The organism is Acinetobacter lactucae (genome assembly GCF_001605885.1).
In the GTDB taxonomy this organism is placed as follows: domain Bacteria; phylum Pseudomonadota; class Gammaproteobacteria; order Pseudomonadales; family Moraxellaceae; genus Acinetobacter; species Acinetobacter lactucae.
In genome coordinates this window covers 68,316-87,968 of sequence record NZ_LRPE01000013.1, presented here as the reverse complement: position 1 = coordinate 87,968, position 19,653 = coordinate 68,316, and the positions used below count along the sequence as shown (strand labels likewise).

The 19,653-nt window shown below is 39.8% G+C and carries 17 protein-coding genes; 11 read left to right on the top strand and 6 right to left on the bottom strand.

What is annotated here, in order from left to right:
• Nucleotides 1–329: 329 nt before the first annotated feature.
• The 3 genes from betA to betI form a co-directional block, all read right to left on the bottom strand.
• Nucleotides 330–1,988: a choline dehydrogenase gene (betA, locus tag AWW73_RS07590; protein WP_062849282.1), complete on the bottom strand. Its 1,659-nt coding sequence runs from the start codon at nt 1,986–1,988 to the stop codon at nt 330–332.
• 95 nt (nt 1,989–2,083) lie between these two features.
• Nucleotides 2,084–3,556, bottom strand: coding sequence for a betaine-aldehyde dehydrogenase (betB, locus tag AWW73_RS07585; RefSeq protein ID WP_062849281.1), 1,473 nt, complete (start codon nt 3,554–3,556; stop codon nt 2,084–2,086).
• Complete coding sequence (betI, locus tag AWW73_RS07580) at nt 3,549–4,172, bottom strand: transcriptional regulator BetI (RefSeq protein WP_016141953.1); 624 nt, start codon at nt 4,170–4,172, stop codon at nt 3,549–3,551. Before betI ends, betB begins: the two co-directional genes overlap by 8 nt.
• Nucleotides 4,173–4,437: 265 nt before the next feature.
• On the opposite strand from betI, the gene AWW73_RS07575 reads away from it, so the two are divergent.
• The 4 genes from AWW73_RS07575 to AWW73_RS07560 all read left to right on the top strand — a co-directional run bounded on the left by AWW73_RS07575 (nt 4,438) and on the right by AWW73_RS07560 (nt 9,640).
• Complete coding sequence (locus AWW73_RS07575; protein ID WP_061875625.1) at nt 4,438–6,060, top strand: BCCT family transporter; 1,623 nt, start codon at nt 4,438–4,440, stop codon at nt 6,058–6,060.
• A gap of 120 nt (nt 6,061–6,180) precedes the next feature.
• Complete coding sequence (locus tag AWW73_RS07570) at nt 6,181–8,247, top strand: choline transporter (protein WP_031947614.1); 2,067 nt, start codon at nt 6,181–6,183, stop codon at nt 8,245–8,247.
• Between the two features lie 11 nt (nt 8,248–8,258).
• Nucleotides 8,259–8,873, top strand: coding sequence for a MarC family protein (locus AWW73_RS07565; protein ID WP_002117499.1), 615 nt, complete (start codon nt 8,259–8,261; stop codon nt 8,871–8,873).
• 251 nt (nt 8,874–9,124) lie between these two features.
• A complete protein-coding gene (locus tag AWW73_RS07560) occupies nt 9,125–9,640 on the top strand; it encodes an acyl-CoA thioesterase (protein WP_031947615.1) in 516 nt (171 codons plus the stop codon).
• A gap of 114 nt (nt 9,641–9,754) precedes the next feature.
• Here AWW73_RS07560 and AWW73_RS07555 read toward each other — a convergent pair whose 3' ends face one another.
• A complete protein-coding gene (locus AWW73_RS07555) occupies nt 9,755–9,955 on the bottom strand; it encodes a hypothetical protein (RefSeq protein WP_000761577.1) in 201 nt (66 codons plus the stop codon).
• A gap of 499 nt (nt 9,956–10,454) precedes the next feature.
• Between AWW73_RS07555 and AWW73_RS07550 the strand changes: the two genes are divergently transcribed.
• A complete protein-coding gene (locus AWW73_RS07550; RefSeq protein ID WP_062849280.1) occupies nt 10,455–11,453 on the top strand; it encodes a CobW family GTP-binding protein in 999 nt (332 codons plus the stop codon).
• Between the two features lie 44 nt (nt 11,454–11,497).
• Here the strand turns inward: AWW73_RS07550 and dctA are convergent, their stop codons facing one another.
• Complete coding sequence (gene dctA, locus AWW73_RS07545; RefSeq protein ID WP_016144581.1) at nt 11,498–12,760, bottom strand: C4-dicarboxylate transporter DctA; 1,263 nt, start codon at nt 12,758–12,760, stop codon at nt 11,498–11,500.
• A 189-nt stretch (nt 12,761–12,949) separates the two neighbouring features.
• Here dctA and AWW73_RS07540 point away from each other — a divergent pair, with 189 nt between their 5' ends.
• From AWW73_RS07540 to pgaD, 5 genes are all read left to right on the top strand, one after another.
• Complete coding sequence (locus AWW73_RS07540) at nt 12,950–13,480, top strand: YaeQ family protein (RefSeq protein WP_005075397.1); 531 nt, start codon at nt 12,950–12,952, stop codon at nt 13,478–13,480.
• A gap of 87 nt (nt 13,481–13,567) precedes the next feature.
• Entirely contained in the window at nt 13,568–13,906 is a 339-nt protein-coding gene (locus tag AWW73_RS07535) for an FKBP-type peptidyl-prolyl cis-trans isomerase (protein ID WP_002117532.1), read from the top strand.
• 244 nt (nt 13,907–14,150) lie between these two features.
• Nucleotides 14,151–16,145, top strand: a complete 1,995-nt coding sequence (gene pgaB, locus AWW73_RS07530) for a poly-beta-1,6-N-acetyl-D-glucosamine N-deacetylase PgaB (RefSeq protein WP_031947619.1) — start codon at nt 14,151–14,153, stop codon at nt 16,143–16,145.
• 13 nt (nt 16,146–16,158) lie between these two features.
• Complete coding sequence (gene pgaC / locus AWW73_RS07525; RefSeq protein WP_062849279.1) at nt 16,159–17,418, top strand: poly-beta-1,6-N-acetyl-D-glucosamine synthase; 1,260 nt, start codon at nt 16,159–16,161, stop codon at nt 17,416–17,418.
• Nucleotides 17,419–17,502: 84 nt separating this feature from the next.
• Nucleotides 17,503–17,922: a poly-beta-1,6-N-acetyl-D-glucosamine biosynthesis protein PgaD gene (pgaD, locus tag AWW73_RS07520; protein WP_031947620.1), complete on the top strand. Its 420-nt coding sequence runs from the start codon at nt 17,503–17,505 to the stop codon at nt 17,920–17,922.
• Nucleotides 17,923–18,024: 102 nt separating this feature from the next.
• Here pgaD and AWW73_RS07515 read toward each other — a convergent pair whose 3' ends face one another.
• Nucleotides 18,025–18,813 (bottom strand): crotonase/enoyl-CoA hydratase family protein, encoded by a 789-nt coding sequence (locus tag AWW73_RS07515; RefSeq protein WP_062849278.1) that lies wholly within the window; start codon nt 18,811–18,813, stop codon nt 18,025–18,027.
• A gap of 247 nt (nt 18,814–19,060) precedes the next feature.
• Here AWW73_RS07515 and pnuC point away from each other — a divergent pair, with 247 nt between their 5' ends.
• Nucleotides 19,061–19,642: a nicotinamide riboside transporter PnuC gene (gene pnuC / locus AWW73_RS07510; RefSeq protein WP_062849277.1), complete on the top strand. Its 582-nt coding sequence runs from the start codon at nt 19,061–19,063 to the stop codon at nt 19,640–19,642.
• Nucleotides 19,643–19,653: the final 11 nt, after the last annotated feature.

Below are 19,653 nucleotides of genomic sequence, written 5' to 3'. Positions count from 1 at the left end.
TGACAAGACAATTTTTATAATAAATGGGGTTCATCAAAATCATAAATATGATTTATATTTAGCCAAGTTGAGCTTTAAAAAGATAATTTAAGCTTACTATTTTTATGTAAATAATTGAAATTAAATTAATAATTTTAATTTGCTTAAAGTTGAATCATTTGAAGAATATTTCCCTATAAAAATCGATTAATTTTTATTTCACACCATATTTATGTAAATAAGCTGCTGGTAAGTGCTTATTTTCTGTCATACATCGTTCTTATTAATATTGGCTCTATAGATTTAAATTAAGGGCATATCTCTGTATAAGAAATATGCCCTTTAAGGTTTTATGATGCTACATAGAACGGTGCAGTTGAACGTGGTAACGCTTCACGTCCACGAATTTGGTCTGCAATTTTCTCGGCAATCATAATGGTGGTTGCGTTTAAGTTACCGGTAATAATGAGCGGCATGATTGAGGCATCGACTACACGCAAACCATGCATACCGTGTACGCGACCTTGACCATCTACAACAGCCATTTCGTCTTCGCCCATCTTACAGCTACAAGACGGATGGTAAGCGGTTTCTGCATGGTTACGAACAAAGTCGTCAAGCTCTGCATCGGTTTGCAAATGTTTGCCCGGGCTAATTTCTTCACCACGATATGGGTCAAGTGCGGGTTGCTGCATGATTTCACGAGTAATACGAATTGCATCACGGAACTCGCGCCAGTCTTGTTCAGTCGACATGTAGTTAAACAAGATACTTGGATGCTCAAACGGATCCTTCGATTTAAGTTTGATACGACCACGTGAAGGCGAACGCATTGAACCTACGTGTGCTTGGAAACCATGTTCTTTCACTGCATTACTACCGTTGTAGTTAATGGCAACCGGCAAGAAATGGTACTGGATATTTGGCCATGTAAACTCATCCGAACTACGGATAAATCCGCCTGCTTCAAACTGGTTACTTGCACCAATACCTGTACCATTAAATAACCACTCGGCACCAATCGCAGGTTGGTTATACCATTTTAAAGCAGGGTATAAAGAAACGGGTTGCTTACATTTATACTGTAAGTACATTTCCAAATGGTCTTGCAGGTTTTCACCTACGCCCGGTAAATCATGAACCACATCAATGTCCATTGATTTCAAGAAAGTACTTTGACCTACACCTGAGCGCTGTAAAATTTGTGGTGAAGCAATTGCGCCTGCACACAGTAACACTTCGCGTTTAACCAATGCACGTTGTAAGTTGTTTTGATCAGCACCAATAATATATTCGACACCAATCGCTTGCTTTTGATTAAACAAGATTTTATTGGTCGTAGCATGAGTCAGAATGGTCAGGTTTGGACGGCCTTTTGCCATATCCAAATAGCCACGTGCAGTGCTTGAGCGACGTCCTTTTGGGGTAACCGTACGGTCCATTGGACCAAAGCCTTCTTGTTGGTAACCATTTAAGTCATCAGTACGTGGGTAACCTGCTTGTACACCAGCTTCAACCATGGCATGGAACAATACATTGTTGCCATTTTTAGGTGTTGCAACGGATACGGGGCCATTGCCGCCATGGTAGTCATTTTCACCAATGTCACGCGTTTCGGCTTTTTTGTAGTAAGGCAAACAGTCAGCATAAGACCAGTTTTCAAGGCCCTTAAGAGTTGACCATTGCTCTAAATCCATGGCATTACCGCGGATATAGCACATGCCATTAATTAAAGATGAACCACCTAAACCTTTACCACGACCACATTCCATACGGCGGTTATTCATGTGTGGCTCAGGATCAGTTAAATAAGCCCAGTTATAGCGGCGGCCTTGAAGAGGGTAGGCCAAAGCTGCCGGCATTTGTGTACGGAAATCCAAGCGATAATCTGGTCCGCCCGCTTCTAATAATAAAACGGTGGTATCTTTGTCTTCAGTAAGACGCGCAGCGAGTACATTTCCGGCAGATCCTGCGCCAATAATAATGTAATCATATTCTTTAATATTCATAACTATCCTTTTTTTACTAACAGTTTGCCTGAGCAATCTATAAAGACTGCTCGGCATATGTGATTTAGGTTGAAGTGTTTAGAGCGATTGGGGCATTAAAAAATGCTTTGATAATCGCCAAGTTCAACTTGAATAGATTTGATACGGGTATAGTGCCCAAGCGTGGTTAAACCATTTTCACGGCCTACACCAGATTGTTTGTAGCCACCGACTGGCATTTCTGCAGGCGATTCGCCCCAAGTGTTAATCCAGCAAATACCAGCTTCAATTTGGTGAATAATGCGATGAGCGCGGCTGATGTCTTGAGTAACAACGCCAGCAGCTAAACCAAAGGTCGTGTCGTTAGCACGGCGGATGACTTCTTCTTCGGTTTCATAGCTTAAGATGCTCATGACAGGTCCAAAAATTTCTTCTTGAACAATGGCCATCTGGTCGGTGCAGTCGCTAAATACAGTCGGGAGCACATAAGCGCCTTTGGCAAGTTCGCCCTCAGTTGCGCGGCCACCGCCAATTAACACTTTAGCGCCTTGTTGTTTGCCTGACTCAATGAAAGACAACACTTTTTCCATATGAGGGAAGCTAGTGAGCGGTCCGAAGTTTGTGTCTTCAGCCATTGGGTCGCCAATGCGAATACGTTGTACACGCTCTACAACCGCTTTTTCAAAATCGGCTAAAAGAGATTTCGGAACAAAAACACGCGTACCGTTGGTACATACCTGACCTGAGCTAAAGAAGTTCGCCATGACGGCAATATCTGCTGCACGGTTCAGATCGGCATCTTCACAAATAATGAGTGGTGACTTACCACCGAGTTCCATGGTCACTTCTTTCAGCGTAGAGCCAGCAGCGCTTGCCATAACTTTTTTGCCGGTTTCCACACCGCCAGTGAATGAGATTTTTTCAATCACAGGATGTTCAGTGAGCCACTGACCAATTTCACGGCCTGGCCCTTGAACTACGTTGAATACGCCGTCTGGTACACCAGCTTCTGTATAGATTTCTGCAAGTTTAAATGCAGTAAGAGGGGTAGTTTCACTAGGTTTGAAAATCATGGCATTGCCGGCAGCAAGGGCAGGGGCAGATTTCCATAAAGCAATTTGAATTGGATAGTTCCAAGCACCAATACCGGCAACTACGCCTAAAGGTTCACGGCGTGTATAAAAGAAACTTGATTCGCGAAGTGGAACTTGTTCACCTTGAATGGCTGTTGCAAGTCCTGCGTAATATTCGAGTACATCTGCGCCAGTCACAATATCAACTGTCGATGTTTCGCTATAGGCTTTACCTGTGTCGAGAGTTTCAAGACGGGCAAGCTCATCATTTCGTTCACGAAGAATGTCGACAGCACGACGTAAAATACGTGAACGTTCCATGGCAGTCATGGCAGCCCAGATTTTTTGTCCTTGTTGGGCACTTTGTACAGCAGCTTCAATATCTTGTTCAGAAGCTTGTTGAAGAGTCGCGATGGTCTCGCCGTTGGCAGGGTTAATACTATTAAATGTTTTTCCACTGGTTGCGTTAACGTAGCGTCCATGGATATACAGTTGATGAACTTGTGCATCACTCATTTTGTCTCTCCTGCAAAGGCTTGTTCGCAAATTGCAATTGCGTTTGTACATAATCGTAAGCAATGGAACGGGCAAGGTTGCTGTCAAATTCGTTATGACGGCTTAAACTGCCTCGTAACCATAATCCATCAATCAATGCTGCCAACCCTCTAGCGGCAACACTGGCCTGTTGTTCATTCATTAACTTGAGGAAATAAAACTTCAAGTTAGAGTACAGGCGTTGATCATTAATCTTTTGCAAGCGGCTTAAGTCTGGTACATGCATACTTGCTGACCAAAAGTCTAACCAAACCCGCATTGCTTTTTCATTAACCTGACTAATGTCAAAGTTAGAGTCGATGATGGCCTTAATCTGGCTCTCTGGATGCGAATCTGCTTCTGCTCTGTACTGTTCGGTTTTACGACGCAGAACATTTAACATTTCTTGCATACAGGTATTTATCAACCCTTGTTTGTCACCAAAATAATGGCTGACAATGCCGGTCGACAACTCGGCTTTTTTTGCAATTTGTGCAATGGTGGTATTGGATAACCCCACTTCATAAATTACGTCGAGTGCAGCGTTCATGATTTCTTCACGTCGCACATGTTCTGGTTTTACTCTGCGTTTTGTCATGGTTGTCCACATCAGCACTTTTTAGGGGTGCTTAAAATTCAACATGTTAACTTGCAGAGCATCATAGCACTTTTTTATCATACTTGTTATTGATTGAACGTTCAATCAATAACAAGTATGATATGTAAAAATCAATGAATTTTTGAAGATAACTTCTGGAATAAAGAGGTGAAATCAAAGGTTCTTAAGGATAGGATGATGCGCATAAGTACAGTACTTATCACGTTATTTTGAGAAAAATACACCGATTGCAAGGAGCAATAAGATGGTGTTGAAAAGTGATAGATATTCTTCAGACCATATTCGGTTAAATCGTTTCGTATTTTGGAGTTCAGCCATCAGTATTGGCATTTTTGGCCTACTTTTTGTGCTGTTTCCAGAAAAAAGTCAGTTTTGGCTAACTTATGTACAAGAGCAGGTAAATCACTTTTTTGGGTGGTATTACATGCTGGTTATTGTGCTGTGCTTGGGCTTTGTCGCTTGGCTTGCTTTTTCAAAGGTAGGACAGATTCCTTTAGGTAAAGATGACGACAAACCTGAGTTCACTTATCTCGCTTGGACTTCAATGTTGTTCTCGGCAGGGATTGGTATTGCGCTACTTTATTATGGTGTGGCCGAACCTGTTGACCATTTTTTAAGACCGCCAGAAGGCGAGGCAGGAACGATTCAGGCAGCCCGTAATGCGATGACTTATAGCTTTTTGCATTGGGGGATTCATGGCTGGGTACTTTATGCTTTGCTTGGAGTTACTTTAGGTTACTTTGCTTTTAGACAAAACTTGCCATTAGCACTGCGTTCAGCACTCTACCCAATTTTTGGAGAGCGAGTGCATGGCTTAGTGGGTGATTTTGTCGATGGCTTTGGAATTTTAGCGACAGTTATTTCCTTGGTCACCAACTTGGGAATTGGAGCGTTGGTGCTGGTATCGGGCATTTGTTATTTACTTCCTCAAATTCCTGATAATTCTGCAACCTTAATTACTGCTGTTCTCATCATGATGTTTGTTGCAACCATCACAACCGTGGTGGGTATTGAAAAAGGTTTAGCGTGGTTGTCGCGTATTAATTTACGTCTGCTGTATGCCTTACTTTTATTTGTATTCTTAACAGGTCCGACAAACCATTTATTAAATGGTCTTGTGCAAAATACCGGTGATTACCTTAATAATTTTATGGGTAAAAGCTTTGATATGTATTTATACAACCAAAAAGCCAGTGGCTGGTTGGGTTCGTGGACCGTGTTTTATTGGGCATGGTGGATTGCTTGGGCACCTTTTGTCGGCATGTTTATTGCGCGCATTTCAAAAGGACGTACCATCCGCGAAGTTGTATTAGGTGTGTGCCTGATTCCACTTGGCTTTACGTTGGCTTGGATCTCGGTTTTTGGAAATACTGCAATTTATTTAATCTTGCAGCAAAAACAGAAAGTTTTGGGTGATATGGTCTTAACTGATCCAGCTTTATCTTTATTTAAATTACTGGAATATCTGCCGTTTAATCCTTACGTTGCCGGTATTGTTGTTGTGATTTGTTTCGTTTTATTTTTGACACCGGTTGGCTCTGGTACACTAATGATCGCTAATTTGTCCTCAAAAGGGGGCACCAATGATAGTGATTCACCGATCTGGTTACGCGTCTTTTGGTCTGTGGTAATTACCATTGTAAGTATTGGCTTGCTTTTAGCCGGTAGTTTTAACTCCATGCAAAGTGCTGTGGTGTTATGTGGTTTACCATTTTCAGTGATTATTTTGCTCTATATGTTTGGTTTAGCCAAAGCGTTAAAGCAAGATGATTTTGACCCTCAATTAGTGAAAAAACAGTTAGCTGTTTCAAAAGACATTTCGGTCCCATCGAATTGTGACCAGAATAAAGTGACCGAGGTTTTATAACCTCAATCGATCACATCTATATATTATTTTTTGCGTTTAAAGTCGTCTTTTCATTGTTTTAAATAAGAGTGAAAAGACGAAATTAAATATTTTGTTTTTATTTTATTCCTTGAGGATTGTATGGCAACAGATAATCCAAGAGCAGTTGATGATTTAACATTATCTAAATCTAAAAAAGACCCGCTCAACCGTGTGGTTTTTTATTTTTCAGCTGTACTTATTTTAATTTTTTCTCTCGTCACGTTTTTGTTCAACGATTTTGCAAATCGAGTCATGAACGCCGTACTTCAGTGGGTAACTTCAACCTTTGGTTGGTATTATCTGCTGGCAGCAACGCTCTATATGGCCTTCGTGATTTTTATTGCCTGCTCAAGATATGGCAGTATCAAATTAGGACCTAAGCATTCAAAACCTGAATTTAGTTTACTTAGTTGGTCCGCCATGCTGTTTTCGGCGGGTATTGGTATCGACCTCATGTTCTTCTCGGTCGCTGAACCACTATCTCATTACATGCAGCCTCCGGTCGGAGTAGGTCAAACCTATGAAGCAGCGCGCCAAAGTATGGTGTGGACCTTGTTTCACTATGGTTTAACTGGCTGGTGTATGTATGCCTTGATTGGTATGTCATTGGGATATTTCAGCTATCGTTATAATTTGCCACTGACTATTCGTTCTGCTCTCTATCCAATCTTTGGACAAAGAATCAATGGGGCAATTGGGCATAGTGTTGATACGGCTGCCGTGATTGGGACAATTTTTGGTATTGCGACGACCTGTGGGATTGGGGTAGTACAGCTGAATTATGGCCTACATGTGTTGTTGGGATTACCAGAAAATATCTGGATGCAATTTATCCTGATTGCTGTTGCGGTGGGTATTAGTGTTATTTCGGTGACATCTGGGGTCAATAAAGGCTTGCGGATTTTATCTGAAATTAATATTTATGTTTCGGTCGGGTTATTGCTGTTTATTTTATTCTTAGGAAATACTGAGTTTTTACTCAATGCTCTTGTGCAAAATATTGGTGATTATTTAACTCGTTTCCCTGCTTTAGCATTACAAAGTTTTGCTTTTGAACAGCCTAAAGAATGGATGAGCAGTTGGACTTTCTTCTTCTGGGCGTGGTGGATTGCTTGGTCTCCATTTGTAGGACTCTTTCTGGCACGTATCTCAAGAGGGCGTACTATTCGTGAGTTTGTATGCGGTACCTTAATTATTCCACTTCTATTTACACTCACGTGGTTATCCATTTTTGGTAATAGCGCATTGCACAGCGTTATTTTTGAAGGCAACCAAACCTTAGCAGCGACGGTGTTAGCAAATCCGGCTCATGGTTTTTATGACCTGTTAGCGCAATATCCGGGCTTTACTTTTATTGCTTCAATTGCCACCGTAACAGGGCTTTTGTTCTACGTGACTTCTGCCGATTCGGGAGCGCTGGTTTTAGGTAACTTCACGACTAAACTTACTAATATCGATAATGATGCTCCACGTTGGTTAAGCGTGTTTTGGGCAGTGGCGATTGGTTTGCTCACATTAGCGATGCTCATGACCAACGGCATTACCGCCTTGCAAAACGCAACGATTATTATGGGGTTGCCGTTTAGTTTTGTGATGTTCCTTGTGATGGCTGGACTTTATAAGTCGCTCAGACTTGAAGATTACAGGCATGCTAGTCGCAGTATGAATGCAGCGCCAGTGGTAGGGAACGTTGATATTCTGAACTGGAAACAACGTTTAACTCGAGTCATGCATCATCCGGGAACTACTGAAACACAGCGCATGCTAGATACGGTGTGTTTGCCAGCTGTTCAGGCTGTTGCCGATGAGCTTGTTAAGCAGGGTATGAATGTAGATGTGCAGCAAACACCGTTAGAAGATGAAGATACGCTTTACCATCTAGATCTCACTATCCACTTGGAAGAAGAGCAAAACTTTGTTTATCAGATCTGGCCTGTACGCTATAGCGCGCCGAACTTTAGCCAGCGTGTAAAACGAGGCAAACAGTTCTATTTCCGACTTGAAACCTATCTTTATGATGGCTCTCAAGATAACGATCTGGTTGGCTACAGTAAAGAACAGGTCATTAACGATATTTTAGATAAATATGAAAGACATATGACGTTCTTACATATTAATCGTATTAGCCCAGGGAATCGTCCATTGTTCCCAGATCCACAAGCTTAAGAGGAAAATGCATGGCTTCTCCTTATCTACATTCTTTTGCTTTATTTTTCTCATTGCTCAATCCTTTTTTAATGAGCATTTATATGATTGGCTTAATCCGCCATTCAGAAGCTAAGGTGTTTAATAAAGCACTGATTCAGGGCAGTTTAATTGCTTTTGTCGTGTTCATGCTATTTGCATGGGGCGGCGAAACAATTTTTAGTAAATATCTGAATGTACGTTTTGAAGCCTTTCAGATCTTTGGAGGCCTCATCTTTTTGGTGATTGGCTATCGCTATGTGTTTCAGGGTGCCGATACCATTGGTGAAATGCGTGGGGCACCAGAACATCTGGCTGGCACCATTGCCATGCCATTTATGATCGGCCCGGGCACCATTAGTGCGGCTGTGGTCACAGGGATTGAAATGTCAATTGGTGAGGCAGCTCTAGTGATTGCCTTCACCTTGTTTTTAACTTGCAGCATTTTGATTTTGATGAAATTTTCACATGATCATTTACGCTATAAACATGCCAAACATATTGACCGTTATTTTGATATTGTCGGGCGTTTATCTGCTTTATTAATCGGTACGATCGCCATTGATATGATTATTAATGGTGTGACAGGCGTCATTAATAAAGTTTAGCAAGTCACTCATAAGAACCTGCTATGCCATTGAACATGGAATAAAATGGCATAGCATCTTCTAAAAAACTCTAAGATAAATAAAAGTAGCATTAAAAAATAACTTTAAAAATAGTGCCTTAAAAAATTAAATTTTAAAAAACAATCAAAGATATTAAAAAATACAATGCTATGTTGTGGATTTAAGCATGTTTTTTTTGTGAATTATCAACCATAATGTTGACTGAGCTTGTTTTAAGACAGAGTTGAGCTATGCCTACATTAGATGAAATGACCACAGCAACTGATGATCAGTCTGAATTGACGATGTCAGTTTTGATGACGCCTGATATGGCAAATTTTTCAGGTAATGTTCATGGTGGTACGATTCTAAAACTACTAGACCAAGTTGCTTACGCTTGCGCAAGTCGTTATTCGGGTGGCTACGTGGTGACTTTATCTGTAGATAAGGTGAATTTTAAAGAACCGATTTATGTAGGTGAATTGGTCACCTTTTTGGCAAGTGTGAACCATGTAGGTCGTACTTCTATGGAAGTCGGTATTCGCGTTGAAGCCCAAAATATCCAGAAGCGGACAGTGCGCCATACCAATAGCTGTTATTTCACGATGGTTGCTGTTGATGAACAGGGTAAGCCATGTGAAGTACCCCAATTAAACCTCAATACTGAGTGGAAACGTTGCCGCTTTGAAGCAGCTGAGCACCGTAAGGTTTTACGTCTTCAAGAAAACCACAATCCATCTTGTAGCATGTACAAAAAATCTTCATAAAAAAAGGATCGAACCGCAGCATGGTTCGATCCTTTTTCTTCTTTACTAAAATTCAGCGTCCATTTTTCATTTCAGTAAAATTATCTCTGAGCTTGGAGGAGAATGCTGAGAGAATTAACGAGTTGCAGGAGCAGCTTCAGAAGCTGAACCTACAGCGTCAGATGCAGCATTTGCAGTGTTTGCTTGTTCTTGAGTTGAAACAACAACTTTTTCTTCACCAGCAGTGTTATGTGCTTGGTCGTGCTTAGAAGCAGCGAAAGTTGAAGCAGCAGTTAAAGCGAGTGTAGTAGCAAGTAAAGTTTTAGCTAATTTCATTTTATGGCATCCTTAAATTTCATTTAAAAATAAATTAAACTTAATCGTTCATACATACATGAAACCTGCATGGCTGAATGACTAAGCTAGGACACATGCTAAGCCGAGGTTTGGATTACATCAATTAACTTAACAATCTATTACGGCTATCTTAACAATATGAAATATACGGCCCGTTTATGTGCGGAATCTGTAAAGTTTAAGGGCGTATTTACACCTTAAAATGTGTAAAAATATTTCGTTTTGAATGAAAAAAAACCAGTTTAGTTACGCAAAGAAAACACTTTGGCATGAATTGTGAATATGGATGAATAGGATATTTCGTTTGAATTGTGGATATTAAAAGTTAATTTAGATAATTGATGAGATGCCTGTCACATATTTGATGCTTTAGCCCGATAATTGAAAAATATATCTTCAAAGTGAAAAATCATTTTCATGGTACTTAAACAGTGATATATCTTTCTTAGTTTTTAAACCTTGTTGACTTGAGCCGCTTGTGAAATTGATTGCCCAAAAAACTGTTCCTACCCATATTATTTCTGGTTTTTTAGGGGCAGGAAAAACCACATTATTACAGCATTTATTAAGTCAAAAGCCTAAAAATGAGGTTTGGGCTGTATTAATGAATGAGTTTGGGCAAATTGGAGTAGACCAACAACTCTTACCTCAAGATGAAGGATATGCAGTCAAAGAACTATTAGGTGGTTGTTTATGTTGTAGCAGTCAATTACCTATGCATATTGCTTTAGCCCGTCTATTGAGTGAACAAAAGCCAGACAGGCTGTTTATTGAGCCGACTGGGCTTGGGCATCCTTCTCAGTTATTTGACCAACTGACTGAACCTCATTGGCAAAGTAGTTTAGCCATGCGAGCGTTAATTACGGTGGTTGATGGCAGTCGTTTGCACGATACCAATTGGGTTAAACAAAACCTTTATGAAGATCAGTTAAAAGCTGCTCAAATTGTGGTGGTGTCACATACCGATGTAATGACTTTTGAAGATAATCAGGCGCTTGAGCTATTAAAAGACGAATACCAGCCTTATCACCAAGAGTGGATTAAAATTGAACATGGTCAGTTAGCGTTAAATAAAATTGACATCGCTGCTCGTTTAATCGAGCGATCTATACAACCTTTACTTAAACTTCAAAAGCAAATGAGTGAGAGAGAGGTCGTAAAGGAAATTCAGCAATTACCTTATCATTATGTCGAGTCGGCACAAGGTTATATTGTGGCTGGTTGGAAGTTGCCTAAACGCTGGAAATTCGAGTTTTATGCTTTGCTAGATTTATTATGTGCACAGCAAGACTGGCTACGAATAAAGGGAATTTTTAACACAGATCAAGGGTGGAAAGTTTTTAACTTTAATCCTGATCAGTTTAATTATAAGTCTGGTGAAGAGGGCATTGATAACCGTATTGAAATCATTAGCGAACATAATCATGATTGGTTGGCTTTTGAAACAGCATTACTTGCCTGTCAGCTTGAAGAATAGAGAACATTAAACCAAAGACGATTTAATGTTCCCTAAAACTGATTTTAAGGTTTTGTATCTAACACTGCTTTGGCTTGAGCATGGTCAATATCTTTTTCCCAGTGAGCAATCACTACGGTCGCGACACAGTTGCCGATTAAATTGGTACAGGCACGAATAATTCCAATAAACCAGTCAACTGAAAGTAGCAGCACTAAGCCAATTGCAGGGAGACTTGGTATCACTGAAAGTGTGGCTGCAAGAATAACTAAGGCCGAGCCGGGAATACCGTGAGCGCCTTTAGATGTAATGAGCGAAACCAGCAAAATAGCCAGTAAGTCATGCATAGACAAATCAATATTGCAGGCTTGCGCAATAAAGATCACCCCTAAAGTTAAGTAAATTGAAAATCCATCTAAATTAAAAGAATAACCAGTTGGAATAACCAAACCGACTGTTGAATCTTTGATTCCCAAATTTTTGAGTTTTTTCATAATTTGTGGAAGCACAGAATCAGAAGAGGCTGTACCTAAAACAATAGCGAGTTCATCTTTAAAATAGCCCACAAATTTGAAAATGTTGAAACCGGCAAGTTTTAAAATCGAGCCTAAAACAATAACGACAAATAAAATGCAGGTTGCATAAAACAGTAAAACTAAATAACCCAATTGTAAGAGTGAATCTAAACCAAATTTAGCAGTGGTATAGGCCACTGAACCGAATACACCAATTGGAGCTAAACGTATAATGAGCCCCATAATTTTAAAGAAGACTTCAGAAAAAGCTTCAAGCGCTTGACGCACCAGCTCTGCCAAATGTTTAGGAATTAAAAGTAGGGAAACACCAAATAAAATAGCGATCAATAAAACCTGTAAAATATCGCCGTTTGCAAAAGCAGCAGTGAAGGTTTTTGGAATAATATTGAGTAGAAATTCCGCACCTGTATGCATTTCATGGGCGCGTTCGGTATAGGTACTTAAATCTTTTGCATCTAAATGGCTAATATCAATATTCATACCGACGCCTGGTTTAAATACATAAGCCACAACAATGCCTAAAATTAAGGCAATACTGGTGACCACCTCAAAATAAAGAATAGTTTTTGCACCGACTTTGCCCATTTTTTTGATGTCATTTGCACCATAGATTCCCAGTACAACCACACAAAACACAATAGGGGCAATCAGCATTTTAATTAAAGAAATAAAACCATCACCTAATGGCTTTAAAGATAGGGAGAAATCATGAAAGCCGATTCCAACTGCAACCCCAAGAAAGAGAGCACAAAGAACCTGTAAAAATAAACTACGCTTGAGCTTTAGCCACATAAGTCATCAATTTTAGAAAGAGGAGAATATCTCTCTCTAAAGCAAAAAACCGGCCAACTATAAAATAAGCTGAGCGTTTTGGAAGAATATGCAAATTTCACATGACTATGCTTTGTATTGTTCAGTTTTTTTATAATTTTTTACCTAAAATCGAGTATCCTTAGCGCCAAATTTTTGGACATATTAATCATGGCGCTTAAAGCAACAATTTATAAGGCAGACTTGAATATTGCCAATATGGATGACCATATTTATGGTGATTACCAGCTGACGCTTGCCTTGCATCCTTCGGAAACTTTAGAACGTTTAATGGTTCGTTTGATGGCTTTTGCCCGTTTCGCAAGTGATGAGCTTGAGTTTACTAAAGACCTTTTTGAAACTGACGAGCCAGCATTATGGCAAAAAGATTTAACGGGTCAGTTAGAAACATGGATTGAAGTTGGTCTACCGTCTGAAGATAAAGTCAAAAAAGCCAGTGCGCGCTGTAAAACAGTTGCGCTTGTTGTGTATGGCACACAAGTCGAAGACTGGTGGAAACGAAACAGTAAAATTAAAACGTTAAGTAACGTTCAGGTGTGGCAAATTGCTCCTCAAAGTACAGCAGAGCTTGAACAACTTTGTGAACGTACCATGCAGCTTCAATTAAATGTTATGGACAACGAGTGGACGCTTTTAGGTGAAAAGGGTCAGGCAAGTGTTGTGTGGACACAGTTACAGTAACATAGAAAAGCGCAACAAATTCTACAGATTCAGTTGGTACACTAAGTACCAATTGCGATTTTCAAGATTCAGATTAAGGGGTAAACCATGTCAAATGAATTAGAAATTATCGATTTAAAAGTAGGTGAAGGTAAAGAAGCGGTTAAAGGTGCTTTGATTACAACTCACTACACAGGTTGGTTAGAAGACGGCACAAAATTTGATTCTTCAATTGACCGCGGTAATTATTTTGAATGTGTAATTGGCACAGGCCGTGTGATTAAAGGCTGGGACCAAGGCATTATGGGAATGAAAGTTGGCGGCAAACGTAAACTCATCGTGCCTGCTCATTTAGCTTATGGTGAGCGTAAAATGGGTAAGATCATTCCAGCAAACTCTAATTTAATTTTTGAGATTGAATTATTCGATGTCAAAACTCGTGACTAGTGAAAAATTTAAAGCCCTTTAGGGGGCTTTCTTATTTATATGAGCTTTAAATATAAATACATTATTAATTTATATTTTAGCTTTTTAAATATTTAAGATTATTTTCAGATTATTTGATTATAAATGCCAAATGAAAAACTGTTCATTTGTAGGCAGTGTGATATTAAGACCAAATTTCAAATAGTTTGTGCCTTAACATCAAATTTCACATAAATAATCTATATTGATATTGAGACGCTATTTCATGACTATCCGCTTTGCATCTCCTTTGTTGAACATATCACTTGGCTTGGCCTTGGCAGGTTTGTCAGGCATGGCATTAGCTAAACCACCTAAACTGGACGCTTCAACACTCACGGTGATTGGTTATCATGAAATTACCGATACTAAAAATGCCTTAATTCCTCAATATGCAGTGACGACTCAACAATTTACACAGCATGTTGAATGGCTACAAAAAAACGGATTCCATTTTATTACGGTTGATCAGCTGATCCGTGCTCATCAGGGTAAGGCTCAACTGCCTACAAAACCAGTTTTATTAACTGTAGATGATGGTTATCAATCTTTTTATCAAAATGCTTATCCTGTCATTAAAGCTAAAAAAATTCCGGTTGTTCTTGCTGTCGTAGGTTCATGGTTAGAACCAAAAGCAGGGCAGAAAGTTGATTTTTCAGGGGAAGAAATCCCACGTGATAAAATCTTAAGCTGGGGTGAGCTCAAAGAGATGCAAGATAGTGGTTTTGTAGAGATTGCAAGCCATAGCTATCATTTACACCGCGGTATTACAGGCAACCCGCAAGGTAACTCTGAACCTGCTGCAACAACTCGTTTTTATGATGTTAAAACTCAAACCTATGAGAACGATGAACAGTATCAATCACGTATTTATAATGACTTAAAGAAGAATAATGAGCTACTCAAAGCGCATGGCTTACGTTCACCACGTATTATGGTGTGGCCATATGGTCGCTATAATATGCAAACTGTCCAAATTGCGAAAAAATTGGGTATGCCAGTAACTATTACACTGGATGATGGGGCTGACCACGCAAAACAATCGCTACAAAATATGAGCCGTATTTTGGTAGAAGGCGATATGACGACGGATGATTTGGCTCAAGAAATCAAAAATCGTGAATTGAATTTAACGGATAACAACCGTCCGCAAAAAATTATGCATGTCGATCTGGACTATATTTATGATCCAGACCCGAAACAGCAAGAACGTAATTTAGGTCACTTGTTAGACCGAATTAATGCGATGGGTGTAAATACAGTTTATTTGCAAGCTTTTTCAGATCCAGATGCGAATGGCTCTGCTGATATGGTGTATTTCCCAAACCGCCATATTCCAATGCGTGCTGACTTGTTTAACCGTGTAGCATGGCAAATTCAAACCCGTACGCCTGTAAGTCGTATTTATGCATGGATGCCTTTATTGGCATGGGAATTACCAAAAACTGATCCTGTTTCTAAGGATTTGGTGGTGACAGAGCAAGCAAAAGCAGGTGAGCACCTCAACATGGGGTATATCCGTTTAAGTCCATTCTCACCAGAGGCACGCCAAACTATTCGTGAGATTTATCAAGACTTGGCTAAGTCATCTTCATTTAACGGAATTTTATTCCATGATGATGTCACTTTATCTGACTATGAAGATGCAAGCCCCGATGCATTAAAAGCCTATGCGAAACAAGGCTTACCAACAGATTTAGCAAAAATCCGTGGTAATGATCAGGACTTGCAGAAATGGACGGCATATAAGACAAAATATCTAGATGATTTTGCCATGCAACTCGTTGATGACGTGCGACAATATGAACCGTTCTTGCTTACCGCACGTAACTTATACGCGCAAGTTGCTTTAAAACCATATGCAGAAAACTGGTATTCACAATCGCTTGAAGAGTCGTTAAAACGTTATGACTTTACGGCTATTATGGCAATGCCTTATATGGAACAGGTCGATAATGCCGATCAATTCTATAAAGATATGATTGATCGTGTGAAACAATATCCAAATGGCATTAAGAAAACTGTTTTTGAATTACAGGCAACCGACTGGCGTAAAAACGAAAAGGTACCATCGGCTGAAATGGCAGCAACAATTCATTCTCTTTATCAGCAAGGTGTCATGCATGTTGGATATTACCCAGATGACCCGATTAAAGATCATCCGGATGTAAACACAATGCATAAAGCATTTGCTGAAAAATCATCTCGTCTTGTGCCGTAGTTGAGGCTAAAACATGACAATCTTTGCTGCAATATGGTCGCATGCCTTAAAATTCGTTTTCTATTATCCATTATTCATGTCGTATTTATGGATGATTGGCGCGATCATTTTCTATTGGAAAGAACGTCAGGCTCCGCCTTACGATCAACCTGTTCCATTAGAAAGTTATCCTAAAGTCGCTGTGTTAATTCCTTGTTTTAATGAAGGGGATAATGCAGAAGAGACTATCAGTCATGCTTTAAAACTGGACTATCCTCATTTTGAGGTGATTGCGATTAATGATGGTAGCTCAGACAATACAGGAGAGGTACTCGACCGTTTAGCAGCACAACATGAAAAATTACGTGTTGTTCATTTGGCTCAAAACCAAGGTAAAGCCATGGGGTTGCAAGCCGGAAGCTTAATGACTGATGCCGAGTTTTTAATTGGTATTGATGGGGATGCTTTACTTGATCCACATGCAGCAAAGTGGATGATTCGTCATTTTCTGGAAAACCCAACCATCGCAGCTGTTACGGGTAACCCACGTATCCGTACTCGCTCAACTTTACTAGGACGTATTCAGGTCGGAGAGTTCTCTTCGATTGTCGGCATGATTAAACGTGCACAACGTACCTTTGGTCGCTTGTTTACCGTATCGGGTGTAATTACCGCTTTTCGTAAGAGTGCTGTTCACCAAGTCGATTACTGGTCTCCCAATATGTTGACTGAAGATATCGATATTACTTGGAAATTGCAGCGAGCAGGCTGGGACATTCGTTTTGAACCGAATGCCTTGGTCTGGATTTTAATGCCCGAAACTCTAAATGGTTTGTGGAAACAGCGGTTACGTTGGGCTATGGGTGGGGCACAGGTATTAATTAAAAATATTGATGTGTTTACCAAACCGAAATTAAATTTTCTATGGCCTTTAATGTTTGAGCTTTGCTTAACCTTAGTTTGGTCATATTTAATGCTAGCGATGGCTTTGTTGTGGTTGGTACATTTTATTTTACCGGTCCCTGCTTTAGCCGTTGTGAGCTCTCCGTTTTTACCTTATGGTAGCGGTATTTTATTGGGGGCAACCTGTCTCATTCAGTTTGCTTTAAGCAAGTGGATGGATAGTCGTTATGAACCACATCTAGGAAAAAACTATTTCTGGATGATCTGGTATCCATTGGTCTTTTGGCTAATCACCATCTCGGCAACTATTGTGGCATTTCCAAAAGTTTTAAAACGTGGAGATGAGAAACGTGCGCGTTGGGTGAGCCCGGATCGGGGCATTCGTGGATGAAATGCAAGAGTCATGAGATTTTAAAGATCGTGCTGTATTGATGTCTGGGGAAAAACCACAGCACTTCGTTAGGTAAAGAGAGAAATGAAGACAAATTCGTTGATTATTGATTTACGCCGTCAATTACCATGGCATAAACGCTATGCTTCTACAACAAGCACAGCCATGATGTGGGCGGTTTGGTTGTTGTTGTGGCGTCCATTCGTATTTATTTGGGTATTGGCTGAGCTCCAAAAAACACATTTGGTTCACCGTTTGTTTAGTGCCTTCGGTGTAGGCATTGAACATGGCATTACTGCATTAATTGCTTGTGCAATTTGTTTATTGTTGTGGAGTCATGTGCTACCGGAGCGTCGTGTTGGTGGTAATGCGCTTAAAGCAAAACAGACAGATGACTATGCGCGCTATTTTGATTTACCTGAACATGAAATTGAGCAGGGGCGTAGTCAGAAAATTACAGTCGTTCACCACGATGAATTAGGTAAAATCGTTAGAGTTGAATAAAAAAGATTAATCAAAAAAGCCCGCATCATGTGGGCTTTTTTTTACGCTAATTTCGGTATATCCATAAGTTTTAAACTGTAGAGCGCAGTGCTTAAGTAGATGTTATTTACCTTTAAAAATAGGAGGTCTTTTTTGCAACATGGCAAAAACACCTTCTTGAACATCTTCTGTGGTGAGCAAAGGCTGAAGATGGCTTTGCAATTGCTTAAAGGCAACCTCGTAACCTTCATTCATAGCTTCACGTGCAGAGGCAAGGGTCGCTTTTACAGCAAGTGGTGCAGTTTGCGCAACATGTTCAGCAAGTTCTATTGCACGGTTGAGTTCCGTACCTTCCGGGCATATTTCTGTAATCAAGTTCATATCAAAGGCAGTTTTGGCATCAAAAGAGTCACCAGTGAGTAAATAGCGCATGGCTTTGGCCCAACCCGCAGCTTGAGTAAAACGTGCAGTTGCTCCGCCAAAAGGTAAGATGCCACGTTGAACTTCCATTTGAGCAAATTGTGTATTTTCACTCGCTAAAGCAATGTCTGCATTGAGAAATAGTTCGATACCAGCGGTATAACAATAACCTTGTACTGCCACAATCAATGGTTTACTGAGCTTTCGGCCTACAGTGCCCCAAGGGTTAATTTCATTTTCACTAAAATCAAACACACCTGTAGCGAGTTTAGGTTGTAACTCAACTAAATCTAAACCAGCAGTAAAATGCTCGCCGTGAGCAAAGATAACTGCACAGCGCAGCGCATCATTATTTTCATATTCAGTGAGAGCTAGGGATAAATCTTTAATCATGTGGCTATCAAAGGCATTACGTTTTGCTGCCCGATCTAAGCCAATTAAAAAAATATGTCCGCGAGTTTCACGACTGACTTTTCCTTCTTGATTTGACATATTTTCACGCTCTTTTATTTGTCTTTCATTATCTTTTAAACAATCATTTAAAAACGATCAAATACAATTTGTTGATGACCTGATAAGTATTTCTTTTATCTACATATTGAAATAAATCGATGTCATTTGAAAAGTATAAACTCTCATATCATGTTAATTTCCATGATTTATTTAAATTAGCAGTTTGCTTAACTTTATATTTTTCTCATAATACGCTGTCAAAATGATCTCAATAAGCAGCTGTTTTATGTCACCTCTAGAAATTTTTGCGGTCTTGATTAGCCTAATTGGAGTCGGATTAACTGTCATCCGTAATATGTGGTGTTGGCTGTTTAATTTCTTTGCCTTCGTTTTATATGCCTATTTGTTTTATGAATTTAAGCTTTATGGCGAAACGATTTTGCAGTTCTTTTTTATGGTCGTCAATTTTTATGGCTTTTACTATTGGCTTAAAGGAAAGCAGCAAGATCACGACATTCGAATTGAACCTATTGCAGTTCAAACCGCTATCATGCAAATGGTTATTGCTGCGGTAGGCGGCTTGCTTTTTGGCTTAATTCTTAAAAACTTTACTGATGCAGCAGTGCCCATGCTCGACTCACAGCTTGCCGCATTTAGTCTGCTTGCCACTTACTGGACAAGCCGAAAGCATATTGCGACTTGGATACTGTGGGTATTTGTCGATATTATTTATGTCGGCATGTTTATCTATAAAGATTTATTTTTAACAGCCGCTTTGTATGCAGCATTTGTTTTGATGGCAGCTTATGGTTGGTATCAATGGGAAAAAGTCAAAAAGAAACAGCTTTTAGCCACTAATCAGCTTTAATTTGGAGAATG

What these genes read in the sequence shown, in the direction of transcription:
- betA (WP_062849282.1), bottom strand. Translation starts at nt 1,988, where the DNA reads ATGAATATTAAAGAATATGATTACATTATTATTGGCGCAGGATCTGCC.
- betB (WP_062849281.1), bottom strand. Translation starts at nt 3,556, where the DNA reads ATGAGTGATGCACAAGTTCATCAACTGTATATCCATGGACGCTACGTT.
- betI (WP_016141953.1), bottom strand. Translation starts at nt 4,172, where the DNA reads ATGACAAAACGCAGAGTAAAACCAGAACATGTGCGACGTGAAGAAATC.
- AWW73_RS07575 (WP_061875625.1), top strand. Translation starts at nt 4,438, where the DNA reads ATGGTGTTGAAAAGTGATAGATATTCTTCAGACCATATTCGGTTAAAT.
- AWW73_RS07570 (WP_031947614.1), top strand. Translation starts at nt 6,181, where the DNA reads ATGGCAACAGATAATCCAAGAGCAGTTGATGATTTAACATTATCTAAA.
- AWW73_RS07565 (WP_002117499.1), top strand. Translation starts at nt 8,259, where the DNA reads ATGGCTTCTCCTTATCTACATTCTTTTGCTTTATTTTTCTCATTGCTC.
- AWW73_RS07560 (WP_031947615.1), top strand. Translation starts at nt 9,125, where the DNA reads ATGCCTACATTAGATGAAATGACCACAGCAACTGATGATCAGTCTGAA.
- AWW73_RS07555 (WP_000761577.1), bottom strand. Translation starts at nt 9,955, where the DNA reads ATGAAATTAGCTAAAACTTTACTTGCTACTACACTCGCTTTAACTGCT.
- dctA (WP_016144581.1), bottom strand. Translation starts at nt 12,760, where the DNA reads ATGTGGCTAAAGCTCAAGCGTAGTTTATTTTTACAGGTTCTTTGTGCT.
- AWW73_RS07540 (WP_005075397.1), top strand. Translation starts at nt 12,950, where the DNA reads ATGGCGCTTAAAGCAACAATTTATAAGGCAGACTTGAATATTGCCAAT.
- AWW73_RS07535 (WP_002117532.1), top strand. Translation starts at nt 13,568, where the DNA reads ATGTCAAATGAATTAGAAATTATCGATTTAAAAGTAGGTGAAGGTAAA.
- pgaB (WP_031947619.1), top strand. Translation starts at nt 14,151, where the DNA reads ATGACTATCCGCTTTGCATCTCCTTTGTTGAACATATCACTTGGCTTG.
- pgaC (WP_062849279.1), top strand. Translation starts at nt 16,159, where the DNA reads ATGACAATCTTTGCTGCAATATGGTCGCATGCCTTAAAATTCGTTTTC.
- pgaD (WP_031947620.1), top strand. Translation starts at nt 17,503, where the DNA reads ATGAAGACAAATTCGTTGATTATTGATTTACGCCGTCAATTACCATGG.
- AWW73_RS07515 (WP_062849278.1), bottom strand. Translation starts at nt 18,813, where the DNA reads ATGTCAAATCAAGAAGGAAAAGTCAGTCGTGAAACTCGCGGACATATT.
- pnuC (WP_062849277.1), top strand. Translation starts at nt 19,061, where the DNA reads ATGTCACCTCTAGAAATTTTTGCGGTCTTGATTAGCCTAATTGGAGTC.